Genomic DNA, 25,280 nt, shown 5'->3' on the forward strand with positions numbered 1-25,280 from the left:
TTTTGCGTTGTTTATGCAGGCGCCTTCGCGAGCAGGCTCGCTCCCACATGGATCATGTCCACCAATCCACTGTGGGAGCGAGCCTGCTCGCGAAAGGGTCCTTATAGACGCCGCAAAACTACATTCCTTCCAATTCCGCCATCAAATCATTCAGTCGATCGACTTTCTCCTCGGTGATTTCACTGGCCCCCAGCCCTGCGATGTATTCGGCCAGTTCCTGCACCGTGCTGCACTCGAACATGGCCCGGAGCGGCACGTTGCGCTGCAAGGCTTTTTGCACGCGCGAGGCGATCTGTGTGGCCAGCAATGAGTGTCCGCCCAGCTCGAAGAAATTGTCGCGTACGCCCACCCGCTCGACCTTCAGCACCTCGGCCCAGATGTCCGCCAGGTTCTGTTCCAGCTCGTTGGCCGGGGCCTGGTAGTCCTGGCTTTGCAACTGGCCGATCTCCAGGGCCGGCAAGGCCTTGCGATCGAGCTTGCCGTTGGCGTTCAGGGGCAGGCGGTCGAGCCACAGCCAGTGCAGCGGCACCATGTATTCCGGCAATTCGCTGCGCAGGCGCTGCTTGATGCGATCCAGGCGCTCGGTCGGGCTCAGCGTCGCGTCGGCGGCGACCAGATAACCCACCAGATGTCTGCCATTGGCGCCTTCCTGCACGCCCACTGCCGCATCGCGGACTTCGGGCTGTTCATACAGCCGCGCTTCGATTTCCCCAGTTCGATGCGATAGCCGCGAATCTTCACCTGGTGGTCGATGCGCCCGACATATTCCAACACCCCATCGCTGCGGCGGCGCGCCAGGTCACCGGTGCGGTACAGCCGGTCGCCCGGCGCCCCGAACGGATCGGGCACGAACACCGGCGCAGTGCGCAGCGGATCGCCGACATAACCGCGCCCGACCCCGATGCCGGCGACGCACAACTCGCCCACCGCACCCAGCGGCACCAGCTCCAGCGCACCGTCGAGCAGGTACAGGCGGTTATTGTCGGTCGGCGTGCCGATGGGCAGGTAGCTGCCGCGCGTCGAAGCCAGGTCGACCCGGAAGAACGCCACGTCATCGGAACATTCGGCCGGACCGTAGGCATTCACCAGGCCGATGTCCGGATAACGCAACAACCATTGATGGGCCAGTTCCGGCGGCATTGCCTCGCCGGTCGGAAGCATCCAGCGCAGGCCTTCCAAGCCGATGCGTTCCTCGGCGAGCATGCCCTGGATCAACGATGGCACGCTCTCCAGCACGCTGATGCCCTGGCGTTTTACGTGCTCCAGCAGCCCTTGCGGATCGTGGGCGATGGCATTGGGCACGATGTCCACCCGAGCACCGAACAGCGGCGCGGCAAGGAACTGCCACACGGAAATGTCGAAGCTCTGCGACGCCGTCTGGGCAATCACGTCCGTCTCGTCCAGCGCCAGGTAAGGCACTTTGCTGAGCTGGTTATTGAGCATGCCCCGCTGTTGCACCATGACGCCTTTGGGCAAGCCGGTGGAACCGGAGGTGTAGATCACGTAGGCCAGGTTGTCCGGCCCGCTGTAGAGGCGCGGATTGTCCCGCGACACATCGCTGGCCTGAACGGTCTCCCAGACCAGCAGCTTTGGCCGGCCGGCGCAGGCGAACTCTTCCAGCAAGGCCAGCGCCTGTTCATGACAGGCCTGGGTGCAGACCAGCAACGGCGTGCGGCTCAGTTCGATGATGCGGCTCAGGCGCTGGCTCGGCAGGCCCGGATCAAGCGGCAGGTAACCGCCGCCGGCCTTGAAGCTGCCGATGATCATGCCCAACAGGTCGAGATCGCGTTCGGCCAGCAGCGCCACCGGTTGATCGAGCCCGACGCCAGCGGCGACCAACGTGTGGCCGAGGCGATTGCTGCGCTCGTTCAGCTCGGTGTAAGTGCAGCGGTCCTCCAGGCAACTGGCGGCGATGCGTTGCGGATGGGCCGCCACCTGAGCCTCGAACAGCTCGACGTAACTGCGTTCCAGCGGATAGGCGCGCTCGCTCTGGTTGCAGCCTTCGATCAGGAAGTCCTGTTCCGCGCTGCCAATCAGCGGCAGCTCGGCCACATCACCGTGAAAACCTTCCATCAAGGCCAGCAGCAATCGCTTGAACTCGCCCAGCAGGCCCTGGACGGTGGACTCATCGAAATAGCGCTGGTCGTAAGACAGGTGCAGCCCCAAGTCATCGCCCGGATAACAGACCGCCGTCAGCGGGAAGTTGGTGTGGGTGCGGCCCGAGTCCGAGGTGGCATTGAGACTCTGGGCACGATCCAGCACCGAGACTTCCACCGGTGCGTTCTCGAACACGAAGAGGCTGTCGAACAGCGGCTGGCCCTTGGGCAGTTCGCTGACTTCCTGGATGCTCACCAGCGGCAGGTATTCGTATTCGCGCAATTGCATGTTGCTGTCCAGCAAGCCGTTGAGCCACTGACGCACGCTGCAACGCTGTTCATCGCCCGGGATCTGCACCCGCAGGGCCACGCTGTTGATGAACAAGCCCACGGTGCGTTGCATCTGCGGCAATTCCACCGGGCGCCCGGCCACGGTGACGCCGAAGAGTACGTCCCGATCGCCGCTGACCCGGCGCAGCACCAGGGCCCACGCGGCCTGGGCGAACGTATTCACGGTCAATTGATGGGCCTGGGCCAGTTCTCGCAGTCGCGCGCCGTCCCGAGCGTCGAGCCGGGTGTAGCAGTCACCGACGACCATGCCGCCACTGTCACCGGCGTGTTCGCGCAGGAACGGGCGATCGGCGGGGATCGGCGTGGTCCGCTCGAAGCCTTCCAGGTTCTGCTTCCACCATTGCCGGGCTTCAGCCAGGCCCTGGCGTTGCAACCAGCCGATGTAGTCGCGATAGCGCGGCGGCACGGCCAGCCGGGGCTCGCGATGTTCACCGAGGGCGGTGTAGATCTCGAAGAAATCATCCATCAGCAGTGAACGGCACCATGCATCGATCAGGATGTGGTGGTTGCTCATCATGAACCAGTAGCGCGCCGCGCCGACCCGGATCAATCGCAGGTGAAACGGTGCCTCGTTGAGCAGATCGAAACCGGCCTCGCGCTCGCGCTTGAGCAGCGCCTGGAGCTTGGGCTCCTGATCGTTCTCAGGCACATGCAGCCAGTCGAGGTATTCCACCGGCGTGCGCCCGGGCTTGTGGATGATCTGCAGCATGTCTTCGCCGACGTTCCAGCAGAACGAAGCGCGCAAGGCTTCGTGGCGGGCAATCACCGCCTGCCAGGCCTGGGCGAAACGCTGCGGGTCCAGTTCGCTGTTGATGCGGTAGCGGTCCTGCATGTAGTACAGGCCCGTGCCCGGTTCGAGCAGGGTGTGCAGCAACATGCCTTCCTGCATCGGCGTCAGCGGGTAGACATCCTCAATCTGCCCGGCCGGCACCGGCAGGTTGTCCAACTGCGCCTGGGTCAGTTTTGCCAGCGGGAAATCCGACGGCGTCAGGCCGCCCGCCTCGTCCGCCAGGCAATGTTCGATCAGCCGCTGCAACTCGTCGAGATAGGCCTCGGCCAGCGCGACGATGCTTTCACGGTCATGCCGCTCGGCGCTGAAGGTCCAGCGCAACAGCAGTTCGCCGCCGCTGACCTGACCGTCGACGCTCAGCTCGTTCGGCAGTGGCGCGTCAGGGTCATGAATGGCGCCAAGAGGCGCATCCAGCGGTTGGAACAACGCGTCCTGGCCGAGCGTATGGTCAAGCTGACCGAGGTAATTAAAAGTGATCGCCGCTTGCGGCAAACCGGCCATCGCCTGGCGTGTGCCGGTGTCCGCCAGATAACGCAGCACGCCGTAGCCGAGGCCCTTGTGGGGCACCGCGCGCAGTTGCTCCTTGATGGCTTTGATCGACGCGCCGACATCATCGGCCGCCGGGCTCAGGCGCAGCGGATAGACACTGGTGAACCAGCCCACGGTGCGCGTCAGATCGACGTCATCAAACAGCGCCTCGCGGCCATGGCCTTCGAGCTGGATCAGCGCCGATTGCTGATTGCCTTGGCGGCACAGCACGCGGGCGAGCGCCGTGAGCAGCAGGTCGTTGACCTGGGTGCGATAGGCGCTCGGTGCCTGCTGCAACAGTTGCCGGGTACGCTCGGCGTCCAGGCGCACGCTGACGCTTGTGGCGTGTCGCTCCTGCCGCCCGCCGCCAGGGTTCGCGCAAGGCAGCGTAACGTCCGGCCCGCTCAGTTGGTCGCGCCACCAGTTCAATTCCTCGCGCAGGGATTCGCTGCCGGCGTAGGCCTGCAACCGCGCAGCCCAGTCACGCAACGGGCTGGTCTTGGCCGGTAACCGCAGCGTTTGCCCGCCGGCAGATTGGCGGTAAGCCGTCTGCAGATCGTCCATCAATACCCGCCATGAAACCCCGTCCACCACCAGGTGATGAATGGCGATCAGCAGGCGCTGCCGACCGTCCGGCAAGTCCGCCAGCACGGCGCGCAGCAACGGCCCGCTCGACAGCTGGAAGCCAAGCTGCGCTTGGGCAAACAGCGCTTCGCAGGCTTGTGTGGACTCCACCGAAAGATGCTGCAGCAACGCCCCATCGAACAAGGGCTGGTGCTCGGCGCGCCAATGCCCGGTGGTATTGGCGAAGCCAAGGCGCAAGGCATCATGCTGCTGGAACACAGCGTGCAGCGCCTGCTCCAGAAGCTGTGGTTCGAGCAGCGTGGTCGGCTCCAGCAGCAACGCCTGGTTCCAGTGATGACGGTTGGGTATCTCGCTGGCGAAGAACCAGTGCTGGATCGGCGTAAGTCCCGACTCACCGCTCAGCAGCCCTTGCTCGACACTCACCTGCTCGCTGCGGGTGGCGATGGCGGCCAGGGCCTGCACCGTCTGATGCTGGAACAGATCCCGCGGCGTGAAGTGGATGCCCTGCTGCCGGGCACGGCTGACGACCTGGATCGACAGGATCGAATCGCCGCCCAGCTCGAAGAAGTTGTCGTTAAGGCCAACCTGCCCGACGTTCAGCACCTCGCACCAGATCGCTGCGAGCGCTTGTTCCAGGGCATTGCTCGGCGCCACGTAGTGCTGGCGATTGAGCTCCGGATCCGGCATCGGCAAGGCGCGGCGATCGAGTTTGCCGTTGGCGGTCAGCGGCATGCTCGCCAGCAGGATCAGGTGAGTCGGCACCATGTAGTCCGGCAATTGCTCCTTGAGGTGCTGCTTCAGCGCTTCGCGCAGGGCCGCTTGCGCCGTGGCGTCCTGTTCGGCGATGTCGCTGGCCAGATAAGCCGCCAACTGCTTGCCGCCCGGCATGTCGAGGGCCAGGACCACCGCTTCGCGCACGGCAGCGTGCTCCAGCAGGCGGTTTTCGATTTCCCCCAGTTCGATGCGGAAACCGCGAATCTTCACTTGATGATCGATTCGTCCCAGGTACTCCACTTGGCCGTCGGCACGCTGGCACACCAGGTCGCCGGTGCGGTACAGCCGACCGCCATCGGCGGCAAACGGATCGGCGACGAAGCGCTCGGCGGTCATGCCCGGACGCTGGTGATACCCCTGGGCCAGGCCGGCGCCACCAACGTACAGCTCACCCGTCGCGCCTGGCGGCACCAACGCCAGGTCCGCGTCGAGAATGTAGGCCCGTCGGGCGCCGATCACGCTGCCGATCGGTACACTGCCCGCGCCCTCCTCCAGTTGTTCCGGCGCCAGGCTCGCCAGTGGCATCACCACCGTCTCGGTCGGACCATAGGCGTTGAAAAACAGGCTCGGGCTGAACGCGGCGCGGATGCGCTGCAGGTGTTCGCCGGTCAACGCTTCGCCACCGGTGATGCACATGCGCACCGGCAACGTTTGCCCCTGGGTCGCCAGCCATTGCGCCAACTGGCTGCCATAACTCGGGGTAAAGCCAAGAATATTGATGCGGTGCTCACGGATCAGCCCGCAAATTTCCTGAGCATCCCACTGGCCCTGGGCGCGCAGCACCACGTGAGCGCCGCTGAGCAACGGCACCAGCAGGCGCTCGGTGGCCGCGTCGAAATTGATCGAATAGAAATGCAGCTCGCAGTCGTCCGGGCGCATGCCGAAACGGCGGATCACCGCCTGGCAATGCATGGCGATTTCACCGTGGGACACGACCACGCCCTTGGGCTTGCCGGTGGAGCCGGAGGTGTAGATCAGGTACGCCTGGTGCTGCGGCAGATTGATCAGCGATGGCGACTGGTCCGGGTACTGCGCCAACGCCTCGCTGTCGTCCTCCAGGCACCAGAGCTGCACGCCCGGCGGCAATGGGCCGAGGGCCTGGAACATGGTCCGGTCGCTGAGCAGCAGACCGACGCCACTGTCTTCGATCATGTAGTGCAAGCGGTCCAGCGGGTATTCCGGATCCAGCGGCACGTAGGCGCCACCGGCCTTAAGGATCGCCAGCAGGCCGATCACCATTTCCAGCGAGCGCTCCAGCGCCAGGCCCACCCGCACCTGCGGCCCGACGCCCCGCTCGCGCAGCATCCAGGCCAGGCGATTGGCGCGGCGTTCGAGTTCGGCATAGCTCAAAGTCTGCCCGGCGAACGTCAGCGCGGCTGCGTCGGGACGCGCCCGGGCCTGTTCTTCGAACAGCACGTGGAGGCATTGATCGAGGCGATGCTCACCGGGCTCGACGCCCAGGCTGTCGAGCATTTGCTGCTGCTCGCCGACGCCAAGCAACGGCAATTCGCTCAGCCGCCGAGCCGGATCGACCAGCAACGCCTCCAACAGGTTGCGCCAATGACCGGCCATGCGGGCGATGCGCGGCTCATCGAACAGATCGGTGCTGTAGGTCAGGCAGCAACCCAAGCGCTGGTCGAGGTCGGTGACTTCCAGGTTGAGGTCGAACTTGGTGGCGCGGGCGTCGTTGACCAAGTAGTCGACGCTCATGCCGGCCAACGTGCGGCTCTGTTGGAATTCCCAGCGCTGGACGTTGCACATCACCTGGAACAGCGGGTTGTACGCGGCACTGCGCGGCGGTTGCAGGGCTTCGACCAGATGATCGAAGGGCAAGTCCTGGTGGGACTGGCCTTCGATCACGGTGTGGCGCACCTGCTCGAACAGTTCGCCCACCGACATTTGCCCGTCGAGCTGGCAACGCAGCACCTGGGTATTGAGGAACGCGCCGATCAGCCCTTCGCTTTCCGGGCGGATGCGGTTGGCCACCGGCGCGCCGATGCGCAGGTCGGCCTGGCCGCTGTAGCGATAGAGCAGCACGGCCAGGGCGGCGGTCATGGTCATGAACAGGGTCAGGCCACGTTCGGCATTGAAGGCACGGACCCGCGCGGCCAACTCATCGCTGAGATCGAAACGGAACAGTTCGCCACGATGACTTTGCACCGGCGGACGCGGGCGATCGGCGGGCAGCTCCAGCAAGGGATGTTCGCGGCCCAGTTGGGCGGTCCAGTAGTCCAGCTGACGCTGGCGCTCGCCGGATTCCAGCCATTGGCGCTGCCAGACGCTGTAGTCGAGGTATTGCACCGGCAACGGCTCCAGCGGCGACTCGCGATCATCGACGAAGGCTTCATACAGCGCGCTCAGCTCACGGGCGAAAATATCCATCGCCCACCCTTCGGTGACGATGTGGTGCAAGGTCAGCACAAAGTAATGCTCATGCTCGGCGGTCTTGACCAGGCAGGCCCGCAGCAGCGGCCCGGTTTCCAGGTCGAAGGGTTCGTGGGCCTCGCTGTCGGCCAGTTGCCGGACCCGTTGCTGGCGCATGTCGGCGTCCAGCATCGAGAAATCCTTCCAGCCCATACGCAGGCCCGTCTCGCCGTGCACCTGTTGGCGAGGCACGCCATCAATGCTCGGGAACGTTGTGCGCAGGGTTTCATGGCGCAGGATCAAGGCCTGCAACGCCGCTTCAAAGCGTCCGACATCCAGCACCCCGCGCAACCGCGCCATGCCGCCGACGTTGTAGGCCGGGCTGTCCGGCTCCATTTGCCAGAGGAACCACATACGCTGTTGGGAATAGGACAGCGGCACCGGTTGGCTGCGGTCGACTTTCTCGATCGGCGGCTGGCGGTTGGTCTGGCCGCTTAGCTGAATCAACCGCACCTGCTCAGCGAAGGCGCCCAGCTCACTGGCCTCGAACAACGCGCGCAGCGGTAACTCGACATCGCAGGCCTGGCGGGTGCGGGAAATGATCTGGGTAGCCAGCAACGAATGGCCGCCCAAGGCGAAAAAGTCGTCGCGCAAGCCAACGCGCTCCAGACCCAGCACGTCGCGCCAGATGCCGGCGACCCGCTGTTCGAGGGCGCTGACCGGCTCGACGTGCTCGCGCACTTGCCACTGCGGCTCGGGCAAGGCGCGACGGTCGAGCTTGCCGCTCGGACTCAGGGGCATGACGTCCAGGCGCAACAATTGCGCAGGCACCATGTAGTCGGGCAATTCGCCGACGAGGGCGTTTTTCAAGCGAGCAGACTGGACGGTTTCATCTTCATCGACATCGACCGCGGTGTAGTAGCCGATCAATTGCGCACCGGCCGCGGTGTCACGTACCAGCACCGCCGCTTGGGCGACGCCCTGCTGGGCGAGCAGTCGCGCTTCGATTTCCTGCGGCTCGACCCGGAAACCACGCAGCTTGACCTGCTGGTCGAGGCGACCGAGGTATTCGATGACGCCGTCAGCGCCCCAGCGCGCCCGGTCGCCGGTGCGATACAGGCGCGCGCCGGCCGAACCCAGCGGGTCGGCGACAAACCGCTCGGCCGTCAGCCCCGGTCGTCCCACGTAACCCCGGGCCAGGCCGAGGCCACCGATGCACAATTCACCCGGCACACCGACCGGCACCGGATTGAGGTCACTGTCGAGGATGCGGCAGAGCACATTGGCCAGCGGACGACCGATCGGCGAGCGCTCGCCATCGGCTTCGCTGCAGTGCCAGTGCGTGACGTTGATAGCGGTTTCGGTCGGGCCGTAGCGGTTGTGCAACTGCGCCGCCGGCAGTTGCGCCAGCACCCGGTTGCGCAACTCGGCCGGCAACGCTTCGCCGCCGGAAAAGATCCGCCGCAGGCTTGTGCAGCGGGCGCTCAACGGCTCCTCGAGGAACAGGCTGAGCAGCGGCGGTACAAAATGCAGCGTGGTCACGCCAAACCGCTCGACCAACTGCGCGATACGGTGCGGGTCGCGGTGCTCGCCGGGGCCGGCCAGTACCAGTTGGCAGCCGTTGACCAGCGGCCAGAAGCACTCCCACACCGACACGTCGAAACTGATCGGCGCCTTTTGCATGAGCACGTCGGTTTCATCCAGCCCATAGGCGGCCTGCATCCATTGCAGGCGCTCGGCCAGGGCGGCATGGGTGTTGCCGACGCCCTTCGGCTGACCGGTCGAACCGGAGGTGTAGATCACGTACGCCAGATGCTCGCCATGCAAATGCAGCCCCGGCGGATTGCTCGGCCATTGCTCCAGATGCAGGGCGTCCATGGCGATGACGCTGACGCCTGCGCAGGCCGGCAAGCGGTCCAGCAAGGCGGTTTGGGTCAGCAGCAGATCGACGCCGCTGTCACCCAACATGTAGGCCAGGCGCTCGGCCGGATAATCGACATCCAGCGGCACATAGGCGCCCCCCGCCTTGATGATCGCCAACACGCCGATCAGCAACTGCGGCGAACGCTCGGCGGCAATCGCCACGCAGACGTCCGGGCCGACGCCTTTGTCCCGCAGGTAATGGGCCAGGCGATTGGCCTGGGTGTGCAGCTCGGCATAGTCCAGCGCACCACCGTCCCACTGCAACGCGGTACGTTGCGGGGTGCGGCGGGCCTGTTCGTTGAGCAGTTCCGGCAGCCACTGGCTGGCCGGCTCGCAAGGCGCCGAGCCCCATGGCAGCTGTTGCGCGGATTCAGCGTCGCTCAACAGCTGCACGTCGCCGATCGCCTGTTGCGGATTGCTGCAAACCGACCGAAGCAGGCTGCAAAAGTGTTCGGCCAAGCGGGCGATAGTCGTCGCCTCGAACAGCTCGTCAGCGTAATCGAACGACAGCGTCAGCCGTCCGTTGCGGTCCTCTTCGCTATGCAACTGCAAGTCGAACTTGGCTTCGCGGCTGTGCCACGGCAACTCATCGGCCAACAGCCCCGGCAGACGACGCAACGCGCCGAGGTCGCGCTGCTGATGGTTGAACATGACCTGGAACAGACCTTGGTCCCGCGCCTGTGGGTACGCTTCCAGCAGTTGTTCGAAAGGCAGGTCCTGATGCGCCTGGGCGCCCAGCGTGGCTTCCCGGGCCTGGGCCAGCAGCGCGGCGAATGGCTGGCGCGAATCGGTTTGCGCGCGCAGCACCTGGGTGTTGATGAAGAAGCCGATCAGGCCCTGGGTTTCGCGGCGCGGACGATTGGCGTTGGGCACGCCGATGCGGATGTCGGACTGGCCGGTGTAGCGCTGCAGCAACGCCTGGAATGCCGCCAGCAAGAACATGAACGGCGTGGCGTCATGAGCCAGGGCCGTCCGGCGCAGGGCATCGCCGAGGTCCTTGTCCAGGCGCAGGCTGTGGCGCGCGGCGCTGCGCTGATGCAGGGCGCTGCGCGGATGATCGGTGCTCAGCGCCAGGGTCGGATGCTCATCGCCCAGTTGCTGTTTCCAATAGGCCAGCTGGCGCTCGGCTTCACCTTGCCCGAGCCATTGGCGCTGCCAACTGCCGTAGTCGGCGTAGTGCAACGGCAACGGCGCCAACTCGGCGACCTGCCCCTGGGACGCCGCGGCGTAGAGCCGTGAGAACTCCTCGATCAGGACGTTCATCGACCAGCCATCGGCGATGATGTGGTGCATCGTCACCAACAGTTGATGGTCGTCCTGATCCAGGCGCAACAAGGTGACCCACAGCAGCGGACCCTTTTCCAGATCGAACTGGGTGGCGGCTTCGTCTTCGCGGATCTGCCGCGCCCGCGCTTCGCGCTGGTCAGCAAGCATGTCGCAAAGATCGATCACCTGAAGATTGAACTCGCCGGCCGGATCGATTTGCTGCAAGGCCACCCCATCGCGTTCCAGGAACCGCGTGCGCAGGGACTCATGGCGCTCGATCAATTGCTGGAAGCTGGCGCGCAAGGCGTTTTCGTCCAGCTCGCCGCGCAGGCGGATGGCGCCGGGAATATTGTAGGCACGGCTTGCCGGATCCAACTGCCAGGTCAGCCACAAGCGGTTTTGCGCCAACGATTGCGGCAGCGGCTCGTGGCGTGGCAACCGGCTGATGGCGCCCTGGGCCTGGCCGCCGTCCTGCTGCAGGTTCGCCACCGCCGCGGCAAAAGCGCCGAGCGTTGGGGCTTCGAAGAGCAGGCGCAGGTTGAGCTCCAGGCCGAGGGTTTCGCTCAGCCGCGCAATGACTTGGGTGGCGGCGATGGAATTGCCCCCCAGCAGGAAGAAATGATCGGCGCCCTGAACCTGGTCGACCTGTAACTGCTCGCACCAGATCTGGCCAATCAGCGTTTGCAGCTTCGATGAAGCGCCTGCCTCATGGGTTTGCTCCACCTCGACCGAGGGAAACAGCGCATAGCTGTCGAGGCTGCCGTCAGCCAGTCGTGACCGGCAGGCCGAGCGCTGCAGCTTGCCGCTCGAAGTCTTCGGCAAGGCCCCCGGGTTGAGCAGCACCACCACGCTCGGGGCTTGCTGGCAAGCATCGGCCACGGCCTGGCGAATCGCTTTGATCAAGGCCTCGGCCGGGAGGATTTTCTGCACACTGCGGCTGATTTCCGCGGCAATCCCGATCCCCTCTTCGCCGCCGTTGTCGACCGCGAATGCAGCGACCCGTCCCTTGCGCACCACCTCGACCTCGCGTTCTACGGCTTGCTCGATGTCCTGTGGATAAAGGTTATGCCCGCGCACGATGAGCAAATCCTTCAGGCGCCCCGTGATGAACAGCTCGCCTTCGCGCACGAAGCCAAGGTCGCCGGTGCGCAGCCAGGTGCGGCCGGCATGCTGGACGAATGTCCTGGCGCTGGCCTCGGGGTTGCGCCAGTAACCGTGGGCGATGCTCGGCCCGGCGGCCCAGACTTCGCCGACCTGATTGTCGGCCAGCGGCTGTAGCGTGGCGGGCTCGACGATCAGTATCGCGTGGTCCGGCTGGCTCACGCCGCAACTCATCACTGCGTTGCCCTGCCCCGGCTCGGCGCGGTTTTGCGCCAATGCCGCGTCATCCATTCGCATCGCGGGGATCCCTCGGCCACGCGGCGTGCCGGCGACGAACAGGGTGGCTTCGGCCAAGCCATAGGAAGCCATGAAACTGTCCGGCGTGAAGCCGCACGAGGCAAACTTTTCGGCGAAGCGCTCCAGGCTGTCGAGGCGAATCGGTTCGGAGCCGGAATAGGCCACGCGCCAATGGCTCAAGTCGAGGCGCTCCAGGGCCGACTCACTGACCCGCTCGCTGCACAGCCGGTAGGCGAAATCCGGGCCGCCGCTGATGGTGCCGCCGTACTCGCTGATCGCTTCCAGCCAACGCAACGGTCGGGCGAGGAAATACGCCGGCGACATCAGTACGCACGGCACTCCGCTGAAGATCGGTTGCAGCAAACCGCCGATCAGGCCCATGTCGTGATACAGCGGCAGCCAGCTGACAATGACGTCGTCGGGATTCACGTCAATGCCGAAGCCATGCCGGATCAGCGCTTCGTTGGCCAACAGGTTGCCGTGGCTCACCTGCACCCCCTTGGGCAACGCAGTGGAGCCGGAGGTGTATTGCAGGAAGGCGATGTCGTCGTCTTGCAGGTTCGGCGCCCGCCATTGGCCGGCGTGGGCCGGATCAAGGGTATCGACACAGAGTACCGGCGGTGCCGATTCGATGGCCTGCAGCGTGTCGCGCACCTCACTGCTGGTGAGCAACAGCCGCGGCTGGGCGTCGGCGATGATCGACAGCAGACGCTCCTGATGGTGGCGGCGGGTGGACTCGGGTGGGTAGGCCGGAACGGCGATCACGCCGGCGTACAGGCAACCGAAAAACGCCGCGACGTAATCCGGGCCGCTGGGGAATAGCAGTACGGCGCGATCACCCAGTTCCGCCTCGGCCTGCAAAGCGGCGGCGATGGTCCGGGCGCGCAAGTCCAGGTCGCGATAACTCAACACGACGCCCTGCTGCGGGGTGTCGGCAAGAAAGCGCAAGGCCACCCGGTCCGGCGTCAACGCGGCGCGGCGCTGGAGGGCATGGGCCAGGGTGGTGGGGAGTTCGAACGCGTCGGTCATGTGGGGTTCCTGCCTGGATTCGGCTTGCAAGTGGTCACCCTTGGGAACGGATTACACCGGCAAATAATTAGTCGCAGGCCTTGCCTCCGCGCATCCGGATGATCATCGGCCGGCGCCACGCCGCGGCAACGGGTCGCAGTTTCCAGGCTGGACTTCCGCCCATCAATAATTCTTCTTCTCAATTGACAACGATTATCATTAAGCCTAATTTGGCGCTCGACATGTAGGACGGATCCGATGCACGGGTCGTCCCGCTAACTATTTGCAGTAAGGTGAATTCCATGACGGAACAAGTATCCACAAGCAGGTGCGACTCACCGCTACTCCAGGCCTTCGTCGACAACCGGATGATCCTGGTCAAGATCGCAGCGCGTATCACCGGTTGCCGCTCCCGCGCGGAAGACGTGGTCCAAGATGCGTTTTTCCGGTTGCAATCGGCGCCCCAGATCACCTCGTCCTTCAAGGCTCAACTCAGCTACCTGTTCCAGATCGTGCGCAATCTGGCGATCGACCACTACCGCAAACAGGCGTTGGAACAGAAATATTCGGGGCCGGAAGAAGAAGGGTTGAACGTGGTGATCCAGGGTGCTTCGCCAGAAACGTCGCATATCAACTTTTCCACCCTCGAACACATTGCCGACGCGCTGACCGAGCTGCCCAGCCGAACCCGTTACGCCTTCGAGATGTACCGCCTGCACGGCGTACCGCAGAAAGACATCGCCAAGGAACTGGGCGTCTCGCCGACACTGGTGAACTTCATGATCCGCGACGCCCTGGTGCATTGCCGCAAGGTGTCAGGGGTGCGTGGGGATACGTTCGCCCGGCGGTGAAATCCGCGCAAAGGCTTCAGGCCAATCGCGAGCAGGCTCGCTCCCACAAAGATTCTGTCGTGTGAACAGGGCCTCCTGCAGAAAGGTACTGTTATGTGCAATAGGACCTGCTGTGGGAGCGAGCCTGCTCGCGAAGAGGGCCTACCGGTGACACAGCCTCACATCAACGAACACCGGTCAAAAAACCGCTCGCGCCCGAGAATCATCAGCGCCGCGCGCTTGTGCGGGAAATCGAATTCCTTCTCACAGTGAAAACACTGGTTATGCAGATGCCCGATCATCCGCGCATTGTCGGCCCGAGGCTCGGCCACCACGCGCTGGGTACGCGGATCGTCGAGAAACAGGTAATGCACCAGCGCCGATAGCCAGCTTGCGACCTTGTGCGGACCTCGATGCTGCTCTTCGCCCACCAGCATGTGGATGCCGCGGTCATAGGCGTGAGCGTCATAAAACGGTGCGATTCGATCCTCCTTGGCCCAATAGGCTTCGAAGTAGGCGAATGGGTGCTCATCGAAACAACCGATCAAGGTCAAGACCCGAGGGTCATGCTCAAGCCCGGTCAAGTACTCGCGGTGCTGTTCCAGGCTGCCCTCCTCCTGCCAGAAGCTCGCCACCCTGGGGCTGTTCTGCCAGCGGTTGAATCGCGTCAGGTCTTGCTCGATTTCAAGCGTGCGCAAAGACACCCAGGCCCCTAGCCGCGCGTCGAAACGGCGATACACCTCGCCGCGCGGCTTGATCGGGCGACGTGGATGGCGCTTGCCGTCGGTGACGATCATCTGTTGCGGATAACTGCCGCTGAACGACTCTCCCAGCCAGGGCTGCGGCAGTTGCCAGAACAGCGTGCGTTCGCAGATGTATTCGTCGCTGAGCTCCCCGCCCGTCAGCAAACCGCTGAGCAGGGCCTCACCGGGACGCTCATTGAGGTGCCAGACCAGGCGCTGACATTCGGGATCCCTGGCAAACAGCCAATAGCAGGCCGCCCAGAGTGCCGGGCCGACCGGCCGGTCGTTGTTTTCCTGCAAATGCACGTGCAACTGGGGACCGCGCTCCAGGCGCAGGCGGATCAGCGGCGCGCCTTCGAGCATCAGGCTCAGGTGGCGTTCGGTTTCATCGGCACCCAGGCTGCGCCCGCCGGGCAAGGGCAATAGGGTCGGCTGATTGAGGTTGGACATGGGAGCTCACGTTTTCGTCGGTGGTCAACGTGTGACGTGAGCCAGGCAGATAAATTTAAGGTCCGCTTTCAATGAGCGTGGGTCGGCACCAGCTCGATCCGGTAGGGCTGGAAGATTTCCAGCAACTGGCCGTCGTCCCGCAACTTCTGCAATATCTGGGCGAACGCTTGAGGAGAAATGGGCGCCTGGGGCCGAATCAGTGCGTAATGGTGGTAAATCTGGTCGATGCGTTCGGATACCAGCAACTGCGAGGCCACTTGCGGATTGCGCAACACGTAATCGCTGAGGTAGGAACGGGTCACCAGGGCAATGTCCGCGCGTGTGCGCAACACCATCTGCAGGTTGCTGTCGTGGGAATAGGTCAACGTGGCGTTGTATTGGCCGATGAGGAACTTCGGATCGGCGTTGAATTCGGCAAACGCATAGTGATAACCGCTGAACAGGGCCAGGCGCTTGCCCCTGAGATCGGCGAAATAGCTCTGCTGGCGATCCGGCTGGCGTTGGGCGACGAATATCTCCGCATCCTCCAGGCCCATGTCTACCGGAGTATGGGGCACATCCTGCCAACCCCAGTCGGGGTTCTCGAAAATCGCCATGTCGACCCGGCCCTGCTTGAAATCGTTGAACCGGCGCGGAATCGAAGTGGGTACCAGCACGAATTCATAATCGGCCTGTGACCGGTTCAGGGCTTCCACCAATTGCGGTAACAGACCGGTGTCGGCGCCGTTTTCGGGACGAACGGTATAGGGCGGGAAATGCGCCGCGCCGATCCGGACCACTTGTGCAGCTTCAGCTGACACGGTCAAGAACATGGCCAGGACGGCCAGCAAGGTACGTGAGGTCATCCCCATCGGCGAACACGTCAAGATAACCACTCCCCCAAAGTCCCCATCACTCTTCACGCTAGGCGGTTTCAGCCGCTTAGCCAGCCGCACGGTCAATTTAAAACAGCGGCTCGATCATTGTTCTTCTTTCATCCGGTCGCGCGGGGCAATTTAAGCTGGCCAAGGCAACCAAGCAAGCGCTCGGACAGCGAACAGTCATCTTCCATGCAGGACAACCTCCATCAGGCCGGTCTGGTCGCTCGCGCGTCATCAGGGACTAGGCGGATGCTTCGGGTTTGACTACGCTCAAACCCATCTGCACGCCGATACCGGGAACCTTGCAATGCCTTACTGGCTGGTGATTGATCTGGAAGCCACCACCGACGAAGGTGGCTGGCCGGTTACCGAAATGGAAATCATCGAAATCGGCGCCACCCTGGTGAATCGGGATGGGCGCGAGGTGGATCATTTCCAACGGTTTGTACGGCCGCTGAGGCGCCCGTTGCTGACCTCTTTCTGTCGCACGCTGACGCATATCAGCCAGGCCAATATTGACGGCGCCGCACCGCTGACCGAGGTCTGGCCGGCATTCGAACACTGGCTGGCGCCTTATCGAGCGAACCTCGAAGGCTGGGTCAGTTGGGGCGACTACGACCGCAAGCAATTGCTTCAGGAATGGCAAGGCCAGCACTTGCACAGCGCGCTCGGCCAGGTACCGCACATGAATCTCAAGCAGCGCTTTGCCAAGGCCCGTCGGCTGGAGCGACCGCTGGGGCTCAATGCGGCGTTGCAACTGGCCGGCCTGCAGTTCTGCGGCCAACAACACCGTGCATTGGAGGACGCCCGCAATACGGCGCGATTGTTGCCGCTGGTGCTGACCGGCTGAGCGCCCTGCCAGGCGCGACAGATGACGACTGTTGTGGCCTTGTGCATACTGGCCGGCCTTTTTCAGCCCTTTCTCGAGGAATCGCCCATGTTCAAAGTCAACGAGTACTTCGACGGCACCGTCAAGTCGATCGCCTTCGGTACCGCCGAAGGTCCAGCGACCATCGGCGTCATGGCACCGGGCGAATATGAGTTCGGCACCGCGCAGCGGGAAATCATGCATGTTGTTTCCGGCGCCCTGACCGTGAAACTGCCCGACAGCACCGATTGGGAAACCTTCGCCGCCGGTAGCCAGTTCAACGTCCCGGCCAACAGCAAGTTCCAGCTCAAGGTAGCCGTCGACACTGCTTACCTCTGCGAATATCGCGGCTGAGCCGTGGCGAGGGAGCTTGCTCCCGCTGGACGCGCCAGCGTCCCTTGCATGCGGGGGCTGCTGCGCAGCCAGCGGGAGCAAGCTCCCTCGCCACAAAAAGCGCCTGCATAAATAAAAATGCCCGTGTCCAGCGACACGGGCATTTTTTATTCAGGGATCTTCTATTCCAGCACTTCGACCGGCATGCCGACCTCAAGTCGGCCGTTGCCATCGTTGACCAGATTCTGGCCGAACATCGCACCATCCGGGGTAGAACGGTACTGCTGCAACGTGGCGAAAGGCTCGCGCTGCGGATCGCGTTCGCCGGTTTGCGGATCGACCGTGGTCATGATGCAGCGTGAACACGGCTTGACCACCCGGAACTCCACCTCGCCGATACGAATACGCTTCCAGCCGTCTTCGGCGAACGCCTCGCTGCCCTCGACCACCAGGTTGGGACGAAAGCGCAGCATTTCCAGCGAGCGGCCGACCCTGCCCGATAAATCCTCCAACGAGGCCTGGCCGATCAACAACAAAGGAAAACCGTCGGCGAAGGCCACCTTGTCATCATCCTTGCCGTAGCCGGCTGCCGTGGTGCGAGCCAATTCCACCGGCACATGGACCAGCCGGGTGCGATTGCCGATGAATTCACTGACCCAGGCAGCCGCCGCGTCACCGGCATCCGGCACACGCAGAGTATCGCGCCAGATGATCACGCCACGCCGTTGTTCTTCGAGAGAAGGCGGCAGCGGCACCTCGATGGCGCCGTAGCCCGGCGCGCTGAGTGTCAGTCCGCCCGCCGCGTTCCACAACGCCGAAAGCTGGCTCAGCTTTGCCACGGCCCGCTGGGTCAGGAAGCGCCCGCTGGCCTCATCCACCAGCATCCAGCGTCGATCACCGTCGAGCCCGAGCTTGTCCAGGCCGATGCCCTGCAGCGGCTGTCCCTTGCCGGACTTCAACGGATACCGATACAACGCGCTCAGCCGCAACATGATCAACTTTCCCTGATGACGAAAAAGCGCAACCTTATACGAGCGGGCCGGTGAAGCAAACCTCGATCCGCCTCAGCCGAGCATCAACCGCTGGCGCACCACGTCGACCAGCTTGTCCGGCTGGAATTTGGAAAGGAAGTTGTCGCAGCCAACCTTCTTGACCATCGAATCGTTGAAGCTGCCGGACAGCGAGGTATGCAGCACCACGTAGAGCCCACGCAGGCGTGGATCGTTGCGGATTTCCGTGGTCAGGCGGTAGCCGTCCATCTCGGGCATTTCCGCGTCGGTGAAAATCATCAGCAACTTGTCGGTCATCACTTCGCCGGTGTCGGCCCAGGCCTTGAGCATGTTCAGTGCCTTCAAGCCGTCGCTGGCGATGTGCATCTTCACGCCCAACTGGCCCAGGGTGTCACGCAACTGCGAGAGCGCGACGTTGGAGTCGTCCACCAGCAGGACTTCACGACCACGGGCTTGTTCCAGCACCGGATCCTCGAGCTTGTCCCGCGAGACCTTGGCGTTGTAGGGGACGATTTCGGCGAGGACTTTCTCCACGTCGATGATTTCCACCAATTGGTCGTCGACCTTGCTGATAGCCGTCAGGTAATGCTCGCGACCGGCACTGGTCGGAGGCGGCAGAATGGCTTCCCAGTTCATGTTGACGATGCGGTCCACGCCACCCACCAGGAACGCCTGTACCGAGCGGTTGTACTCGGTGACGATGATGGTGCTGTTAGGCCCCGGCACCAGCGGACGCATGCCGATGGCCTGGGAAAGATCGATCACCGGCAGCGTCTGACCGCGCAGGTTGACCACGCCACAGACGAACGGGTGGCGTTGGGGCATCAAGGTCAGCTTCGGCAGCTGCAATACTTCCTGGACCTTGAATACGTTGATGGCGAACAATTGGCGCCCCGCCAGGCGAAACATGAGAATTTCCAGGCGATTCTCACCCACCAGTTGGGTTCGTTGATCTACTGTGTCGAGAATGCCGGCCATCGATGACTCCTGGGCTTGTTCGGATGAATCTGTAAAGACGCTATCGGCGGTATGCGCCGGATCTTGACCCCGACATTAAATACCGCCGAGAGCATTGATGTCACATCGACATCATGCTTTACTGGCCTTCCGTTTACACCCGGTTTTTTCTGCTGCGCGACTTCGGTTGACGCGGTAAGTTCCCCTACCTAAGGGATTCCCCTAGGCACAATCAGGTCTAACCTGATATTCCCGCTATCCAATAGCCATTAATGTGACGCCATTCTCATTGCTGAACGGAGTCAGGCTTTTGTGCGCGACTGCAGAACAACGGATTTCCAGCCTTTCAACCGATTTCAGTGCAATCGTTTGCGAGGCCGAGATTGCTATCCGCAAGGCGCCTTCGTTCGTACCGGCCATGAGATCCAGCCGTTCGCCACACGCGATCTACTTTCGCCTGACATGATGTTGTGGAGATAAGCATGCCGAACGATCGCAACAATTGGAGCCAGCGCCTTCCCGAGTTCCTGATTGAAGCCGAGACACTCTTGGCCAAGTCGGAGGAATGCCTGAGCCATCTGGAGCTGATCAACAACGACAAGGATGCCATCGACTGCATGCTCAGCACGTTGCTGAAGCTGGCAAACAAGGCCGACGCTCTTGCACTGGAGGCGGTTTCGGAGTTTTCGCTGCATATCCATGGCTTGCTCAGCCATGCGCAAAATCACATGGAGCTGCATGACGAGGCGCTGGTCGCGCTGAAGGATTGCTTTACCCTGATGGCCTGGCAGCTGGAACTCGTCGACCACACCACCGGCAAACTGGGTCTGGACAACACTGAACAGGCCTCCCTGATCGAAGCATTTGCCTTCCAGGTAGGCCAGAGTCCCTGCGAGGCGTTGCCGACGCCGCGTCCGATGGCGTTGGTCCCTTATGCACAAAAACAGGCATGAGCTGGTAGCAGCCGAGCAACATCCTGTGCCTGGCCCGTCGTGCCTTGCTGCCGCCAGCCGGGCGCGACCAACGAAAACCGAAGTGGTACTATCTCGCGTCAGTCGCTGACGACAGCGGCGCAAGGGACCGCCCACTGAAGCCGTCCCCGACCTGAAACGTTTACCCGACCCGGCCCGTCAGATGCGCTGACCGGCCTGCCCGCAGCGAACATTCATTGGCTCCATCCGTTATGCACGCCAGCTTCAAGTCACTTATCACCTGGCCACCGTCCCGAAAAAACGCCCGCCGGTTCACGTTGCTGCTGTGCATCTGCTCGACCCTCGGTTGCCTGCTGGCCTACTTGTTGGCCCATCCGCTGCCGTTGGGCTTGCTGGTGCTCAATGGTGCGGCGCTGACCTGTGTCTGGGTCCACTATCGACTGTCGCGCAAGTCCATCAAGTTCCAGCCGCAGGAACTGGCTGACCGACTGCTGGAGGTCCAGGAAAACGAGCGTCATCGGCTCAGCCGCGAACTGCACGACGACATTGGCCAACTGCTGACCGCGGCAAAACTGCAGAGCGAATGGCTCAAGCGCCGCCTGCCGGAAGACTTGCAAGGCCAATGCAGCGTATTGAGCGACACCCTGGACGAAACCCTGAACAAAGTGCGTGATGTCTCGGCGATCCTCAATCCGAGGCAGTTGACCAGCCTCGGGCTCGAAGCCAGTCTTCGCGCTCATCTACTCAAGACATTGGCCAATACGCCGGTGAAATGGAGCCTCGATTGCCAGCAGCGCATGACCGGCATCCCGGACGAAATGACCGTCGCCGCCTTTCGGATCACCCAGGAAGCGGTCACCAACATGTTGCGCCACGCTCAGGCGAGCAATCTGCTGGTGCGCCTGCAACGGCTTCCTGAAGGACTGACGTTGCTGATCAGCGATGATGGCCAGGGATTCGTCCCGGCCAGCCACCCCGCCCGCGAAGGACAGCGCGGCATGGCCGGCATGTCGGAACGCGTCGAACAGTTGGGCGGCACCCTCAAAGTCACCAGCGAGGCCGGTAAAGGCACGCATATCGAAGCTCGTTTTCCCTGGGCACCTCGTGTCCTTGAGCGGGCCAGTAAGAATAAGGTTCTCCATTGACTTGTAATTTGCTTCTGGTAGACGATCACTCGCTGATCCGGGCCGGTGTACGCGCCCTGGTCCTGGATCTCCCTGGCTACGCCGTCGTCGGTGAAGCCAATGACGGCGCACAACTGCCGGAACTGGTAGAACGGCTCAACCCCGATATCGTGCTGCTGGACATCTCCATGAAGGACACCGGCGGCCTGGAAGCCTTGCAACAGCTCAGGAAAGTGCGCCCCCAGAGCAAGGTCCTGATCCTGTCCATGCACACCGACCCCGCGCTGATCATGCAGGCGCTGGAATCAGGAGCCCATGGCTACCTGCTCAAGGACACCACTGCCACCGAGCTGGCGCACGCCCTGGACGCGTTGCGCAACAACGAACGCTACCTGAGCCCGGCCATTGCCCATACCGTGATCAACCAGGCGCTGACCCGCGTTCAGAAACATCAGCCCGATCCAGCCCAGAACCACAACCTGACGGCGCGCCAGCTGGAGATCTTGCGGCTGATCGTTCGTGGCAAGTCCACCCGGGAAATCGCCAACGGCCTGAGCCTGAGCATCAAGACCGTGGAAACGCACCGGGCCCAGATCATGAAGCGCCTGCAGATCCATGACGTGGCCGGACTGGTACTGTTTGCGGTCCGCGAACAGATCATCAGCCTGGATGATTGAGCAGCGCCGCACCCTCCAGCAATGGCGAATCCGACGGCAGGTGCACCCGTAGCGCTTTCGGGCGCACGGTGAAACGTAGATCGTCGACCTGCAACGGCTCGCCATCCAGATTGATGTCCAGGCCCTGCGCCACCTTGATTTCCACCCAGGGCAAACGCGCTCGTACGAACATGTTGTCTATGCCCAGGCCACCGGCCAGCAGGTCCTTGAGCGTACTGACAACCTCTTGAGGCGCCGGGAGGATGCTGATATCGAGCAAACCGTCGTCGGCGAACGCCTGCGGACAGAGCAAATGCCCCCCACCCGCCTGCCGACCATTGCCGATGCCCAGCGCCAGCAAGTCGCCGCGCCAGTGAAAATCGGGGCCCTGCAGTTCGCCATAGGCTGCGCTCAACTCGCTGAAACGCGACAGGCCGGTAAACAGATAAGCGGCGCCCCCAAGGACTTTCTTCAAGTCCTCGGAGGTATTGGCGGTCACCTGGCTACCGAAGCCGCCCGTCGCCATGTTCAGAAAAATACAGCCGCCGACCTCGCCCACATCAATCGCCCTGGGCGTGACATCCAGCAGATCCAGGGCCTGGTCCGGCTCCAACGGGACGCCGGCCGCCCGGGCAAAATCGTTAGCAGTGCCCAGGGGGAGCAACACCAGGCTGGCATCGCCAGGCCGCTGGACCATCGCCTCGGCGATATCGCGCAGGGTTCCGTCACCGCCGCCGGCGATCAATCGGGTGTAACCGGCATCCAGTGCTTCGTCGACGCATCGCCGGGCATCCCCAGCTTCCCAGGTCAACCGTACCGCCAGGTCCCAGCCCTGTTTGCGCTTGAGCATCACTGCCGCGCGAACCTCTTCGTTGAGCGCTTGCTTGCCGTGCAGGATCAGTAGCGCCTTGCCTTTGCTCATCGTTGTCTCCGTCATTGGAAGGTTCAGGAAATGGGACCGCTCATTCAGCCGAAAAAGCCCGGCGCTGCTCAATTTATACAAAATAAGACCCAGCACCTCGAAGGAGGCGGCGGACTGCCTCTTCTCGGCAACCCTTCATTCAAGGACTTTTCCTACAAGATCTGGCGAATCAGCTCAATTGACCCTCCAGCCGTATTGGAACACCTTGGCATTCTGTTGCGCTGAATCGAAAAACACCCAATAGACAAGGATGAATAACCCATGGATGGATGCAAGGCCCGCAGGGCCAGGACCAATCATTTGAAGGCTCATGGACACCGCGGAGGAACGTCTCATGCCCGGCCATGAATTCAAATTGTCCCCCCGGCAATTTGGCCCGCTCAGGAGCGAGCGGGCCGATAAGCAGAACGAAGGCAAAAGTTGCATTAATCCCGTAGGAGGAATTGATTTGGAACCGCGCGTCGTTGAACTGGAAACTCACCTCAAATACATCCGCAGGGACATGGATGAAATCCGTACCGATGTGAAAGCGGTCCGACACCGGCTCGCCTATCTGGCCGGCGCAGCCGCAGTGGTGGTCGGCCTGCTGGGCTGGGTGGCGAACAGCCGCTTCGATCAGGTGGTGACGTTGCTGTCGCGATAAAGGCCGGCATAAGGCACGGTTACTCACTCGGGGCGGACAACGTTGCCAGGATTAATCCAGCACTTCGCTCAAGGGAATGAAGCTCACTTCATCACCCTGGACCAGTGTTCGCCCTTCGAGGACTTCGACCAACCCCTCGGCCCAGGCGGCGCTGCGCAGGACACCTGAGCTCTGGTTGCGGTAGATGATCGCCTGACCGTTTTCAATGCGACCTCGCAAGTACTCTCGGCGAGAGCCCGCCTTCGGCCAGGTGAAGCCTGCAGGTATCTTGAACTTGAGGGGCGCCACTGACTGAACGCCCTGGCGCCGCAGCAGATAAGGCCGAGCCAACAGTGCAAAGGTCACCAGCGTAGAAGCGGGATTTCCCGGCAGGCCTATTACCGGCAGGCCACGGAAGTGCCCGAACGTCAGCGGCTTTCCAGGCTTGATAGCGAGCTTCCAGAGCGTCAACTCGCCTTCTTCGTGCAATGCAACGCCGAGAAAATCCGCCTCCCCCACCGATACGCCGCCGGTGGAAAGGATCAGGTCGACATCCGACAGCCCGGCCAGACAGCGACGCGTAGCGGGCAAATCATCGGGCAGGATACCTGCGTCGACAACATCGCAACCCAGGCGCTGCAACCAGCTACAGAGCAGGACACGATTGCTGTTATAGATCTGGCCTGGACCCAGGTTCTGACCAGGCTCCACCAGTTCGTCACCGGTCGACAGCACCGCAACGCGTACTTTGCGCACCACTGGCAGCGATGCGCACCCCAGGGATGCCGCTAGACCCAACTCGATCGGACCCAGGCGGGTGCCGGCGTCGAGGACTCGCTCCCCGATGGTTGTTTCCTGCCCTTGAGGTCGAATGTTCTGTCCGCTGACCATGGGCTGGGTGAATCTTACCCGCTGATCATCGTCGACAATGGCGTTTTCCTGCATTTCGACGCAATCGGCACCCGGCGGGACCGGCGCACCCGTGAAGATACGCGCGCAGGTACCGGCGGCGAGAGCGTCTGGAGCCTGCCCGGCGAAAACCCGCTGACTGACGACCAACGCCTCGCCGCTCCAGTCATTCAGGCGCAAGGCGTAGCCGTCCATCGCACTGTTGGGCCAGGGCGGCAGGTCAAGTGTCGAGACCAGGTCCTCGGCCAATACTCGCCCCTGCGCCTCAGCCAGCGGCACGCGCTCATGCTGAGTGATGGGCGTGGCTGCCGCCATCTCGAGCAAACGCTCCAGCGCGACCTCGACGGCCATCAGGGCGCCGGCCTTGCCCGGTTTACCCACGAGATTCACAAGGGGCAGCCTGTTTCAGATGGGCGACGAAATTACACGGCCGATGGCGCGCGTCCAGTTGTTCGGCCAGGATCCCGTCCCATCCGGTACGCACCGCATTGGTCGAACCCGGCAAGCAACAGACCAACGTACCGTTGGCCAGGCCGGCCAGCGCCCGGGACTGAACGGTAGAAGTGCCAATGTCCGCCACGGATATCTGCCGGAACAATTCACCAAAACCATCGACCTGCTTGTCCAACAGGCACGTAACGGCCTCGGGCGTGCTGTCGCGACCGGTGAAACCGGTGCCACCGGTGATCAACACCACTTGCACCACGTCCTCGGCGATCCAGGTGGCGACTTGTGCGCGGATCTTGTACAGATCATCTTTAAGCAGTACCCGGGCCGCAAGGTTATGCCCAGCCTCCGTGAGGCGGTCGACAAAAACCTGTCCCGACGTGTCGGTTTCCAGAGTACGGGTATCACTGACAGTCAGCACCGCGATATTGAGCGGTACGAAAGGTACATCAGCCTTGGCTTTCATAGGCTCGTCCAGTTGTAGGGGAAACAGCCCGGTGTTATATCACAGCGCCCCATTTTTTCGCCTGTGCG

The 25,280-nt window shown here is 62.8% G+C and carries 15 protein-coding genes and 1 pseudogene; 8 read left to right on the forward strand and 8 right to left on the reverse strand.

Translation table 11 applies throughout. The features are described from left to right. Window positions 1–118: 118 nt before the first annotated feature. Window positions 119–13,104 (reverse strand): annotated as a pseudogene (locus tag M1E16_RS18775) (non-ribosomal peptide synthetase). 281 nt (window positions 13,105–13,385) lie between these two features. Between M1E16_RS18775 and M1E16_RS18780 the strand changes: the two are divergent. Further along, the gene (locus M1E16_RS18780) at window positions 13,386–13,934 is read left to right on the forward strand and encodes an RNA polymerase factor sigma-70 (protein WP_025212663.1); all 549 of its coding nucleotides are present in this window, start codon (window positions 13,386–13,388) and stop codon (window positions 13,932–13,934) included. A 158-nt stretch (window positions 13,935–14,092) separates the two neighbouring features. On the opposite strand, the gene M1E16_RS18785 is transcribed toward M1E16_RS18780, so the two are convergent. Together M1E16_RS18785 and M1E16_RS18790 are read right to left on the reverse strand one after the other, a co-directional pair. Next, on the reverse strand, window positions 14,093–15,106 hold the full coding sequence (locus M1E16_RS18785; RefSeq protein WP_434697251.1) for a GNAT family N-acetyltransferase: 1,014 nt from the start codon (window positions 15,104–15,106) through the stop codon (window positions 14,093–14,095). Window positions 15,107–15,174: 68 nt separating this feature from the next. Further along, complete coding sequence (locus M1E16_RS18790) at window positions 15,175–15,951, reverse strand: substrate-binding periplasmic protein (protein ID WP_434698560.1); 777 nt, start codon at window positions 15,949–15,951, stop codon at window positions 15,175–15,177. Between the two features lie 322 nt (window positions 15,952–16,273). On the opposite strand from M1E16_RS18790, the gene M1E16_RS18795 reads away from it, so the two are divergent. Then, entirely contained in the window at window positions 16,274–16,816 is a 543-nt protein-coding gene (locus M1E16_RS18795) for an exonuclease domain-containing protein (RefSeq protein WP_305499825.1), read from the forward strand. Window positions 16,817–16,903: 87 nt separating this feature from the next. Beyond that, window positions 16,904–17,188 carry a pyrimidine/purine nucleoside phosphorylase gene (gene ppnP / locus M1E16_RS18800; RefSeq protein ID WP_003183665.1) on the forward strand — a complete coding sequence of 95 codons (285 nt, stop codon included), beginning with the start codon at window positions 16,904–16,906 and terminating at the stop codon, window positions 17,186–17,188. Window positions 17,189–17,349: 161 nt separating this feature from the next. Here ppnP and M1E16_RS18805 read toward each other — a convergent pair whose 3' ends face one another. Both M1E16_RS18805 and M1E16_RS18810 read right to left on the reverse strand, forming a co-directional pair. After that, entirely contained in the window at window positions 17,350–18,159 is an 810-nt protein-coding gene (locus M1E16_RS18805) for an MOSC domain-containing protein (protein ID WP_434629504.1), read from the reverse strand. Between the two features lie 72 nt (window positions 18,160–18,231). After that, window positions 18,232–19,155 (reverse strand): chemotaxis protein CheV, encoded by a 924-nt coding sequence (locus M1E16_RS18810; protein ID WP_458128114.1) that lies wholly within the window; start codon window positions 19,153–19,155, stop codon window positions 18,232–18,234. Window positions 19,156–19,616: 461 nt separating this feature from the next. On the opposite strand from M1E16_RS18810, the gene M1E16_RS18815 reads away from it, so the two are divergent. The 3 genes from M1E16_RS18815 (at window position 19,617) to M1E16_RS18825 (ending at window position 21,867) form a co-directional block, all read left to right on the forward strand. Next, window positions 19,617–20,087, forward strand: coding sequence for a hypothetical protein (locus M1E16_RS18815; RefSeq protein WP_458128115.1), 471 nt, complete (start codon window positions 19,617–19,619; stop codon window positions 20,085–20,087). Window positions 20,088–20,317: 230 nt separating this feature from the next. Next, window positions 20,318–21,211, forward strand: a complete 894-nt coding sequence (locus tag M1E16_RS18820) for a sensor histidine kinase (protein WP_458130342.1) — start codon at window positions 20,318–20,320, stop codon at window positions 21,209–21,211. Next, on the forward strand, window positions 21,208–21,867 hold the full coding sequence (locus M1E16_RS18825; RefSeq protein WP_458128116.1) for a response regulator: 660 nt from the start codon (window positions 21,208–21,210) through the stop codon (window positions 21,865–21,867). Before M1E16_RS18820 ends, M1E16_RS18825 begins: the two co-directional genes overlap by 4 nt. On the opposite strand, the gene yegS is transcribed toward M1E16_RS18825, so the two are convergent. Next, on the reverse strand, window positions 21,851–22,768 hold the full coding sequence (gene yegS, locus M1E16_RS18830; protein WP_434697247.1) for a lipid kinase YegS: 918 nt from the start codon (window positions 22,766–22,768) through the stop codon (window positions 21,851–21,853). The two genes, M1E16_RS18825 and yegS, sit on opposite strands and share 17 nt — an antisense overlap. Before the next feature lie 30 nt (window positions 22,769–22,798). Between yegS and M1E16_RS18835 the strand changes: the two genes are divergently transcribed. Together M1E16_RS18835 and M1E16_RS18840 are read left to right on the forward strand one after the other, a co-directional pair. Then, entirely contained in the window at window positions 22,799–22,993 is a 195-nt protein-coding gene (locus M1E16_RS18835) for a hypothetical protein (RefSeq protein ID WP_434601389.1), read from the forward strand. Between the two features lie 109 nt (window positions 22,994–23,102). Continuing rightward, a complete protein-coding gene (locus M1E16_RS18840) occupies window positions 23,103–23,411 on the forward strand; it encodes a hypothetical protein (RefSeq protein WP_305499812.1) in 309 nt (102 codons plus the stop codon). A gap of 51 nt (window positions 23,412–23,462) precedes the next feature. Here the strand turns inward: M1E16_RS18840 and M1E16_RS18845 are convergent, their stop codons facing one another. Continuing rightward, entirely contained in the window at window positions 23,463–24,650 is a 1,188-nt protein-coding gene (locus M1E16_RS18845; protein WP_458130343.1) for a molybdopterin molybdotransferase MoeA, read from the reverse strand. A 22-nt stretch (window positions 24,651–24,672) separates the two neighbouring features. Next, on the reverse strand, window positions 24,673–25,212 hold the full coding sequence (gene moaB / locus M1E16_RS18850) for a molybdenum cofactor biosynthesis protein B (RefSeq protein WP_458128117.1): 540 nt from the start codon (window positions 25,210–25,212) through the stop codon (window positions 24,673–24,675). Window positions 25,213–25,280 lie beyond the last annotated feature (68 nt).

The sequence above is a fragment of the Pseudomonas sp. Z2-11 genome (assembly GCF_054161305.1).

Excerpts from the sequence above, each read along its gene's own strand:
- M1E16_RS18780 (WP_025212663.1), top strand. The coding sequence starts at position 13,386 with ATGACGGAACAAGTATCCACAAGCAGGTGCGACTCACCGCTACTCCAG.
- M1E16_RS18785 (WP_434697251.1), bottom strand. The coding sequence starts at position 15,106 with ATGTCCAACCTCAATCAGCCGACCCTATTGCCCTTGCCCGGCGGGCGC.
- M1E16_RS18790 (WP_434698560.1), bottom strand. The coding sequence starts at position 15,951 with ATGACCTCACGTACCTTGCTGGCCGTCCTGGCCATGTTCTTGACCGTG.
- M1E16_RS18795 (WP_305499825.1), top strand. The coding sequence starts at position 16,274 with ATGCCTTACTGGCTGGTGATTGATCTGGAAGCCACCACCGACGAAGGT.
- ppnP (WP_003183665.1), top strand. The coding sequence starts at position 16,904 with ATGTTCAAAGTCAACGAGTACTTCGACGGCACCGTCAAGTCGATCGCC.
- M1E16_RS18805 (WP_434629504.1), bottom strand. The coding sequence starts at position 18,159 with ATGTTGCGGCTGAGCGCGTTGTATCGGTATCCGTTGAAGTCCGGCAAG.
- M1E16_RS18810 (WP_458128114.1), bottom strand. The coding sequence starts at position 19,155 with ATGGCCGGCATTCTCGACACAGTAGATCAACGAACCCAACTGGTGGGT.
- M1E16_RS18815 (WP_458128115.1), top strand. The coding sequence starts at position 19,617 with ATGCCGAACGATCGCAACAATTGGAGCCAGCGCCTTCCCGAGTTCCTG.
- M1E16_RS18820 (WP_458130342.1), top strand. The coding sequence starts at position 20,318 with ATGCACGCCAGCTTCAAGTCACTTATCACCTGGCCACCGTCCCGAAAA.
- yegS (WP_434697247.1), bottom strand. The coding sequence starts at position 22,768 with ATGAGCAAAGGCAAGGCGCTACTGATCCTGCACGGCAAGCAAGCGCTC.
- M1E16_RS18835 (WP_434601389.1), top strand. The coding sequence starts at position 22,799 with ATGGGACCGCTCATTCAGCCGAAAAAGCCCGGCGCTGCTCAATTTATA.
- M1E16_RS18840 (WP_305499812.1), top strand. The coding sequence starts at position 23,103 with ATGCCCGGCCATGAATTCAAATTGTCCCCCCGGCAATTTGGCCCGCTC.
- M1E16_RS18845 (WP_458130343.1), bottom strand. The coding sequence starts at position 24,650 with ATGGCCGTCGAGGTCGCGCTGGAGCGTTTGCTCGAGATGGCGGCAGCC.
- moaB (WP_458128117.1), bottom strand. The coding sequence starts at position 25,212 with ATGAAAGCCAAGGCTGATGTACCTTTCGTACCGCTCAATATCGCGGTG.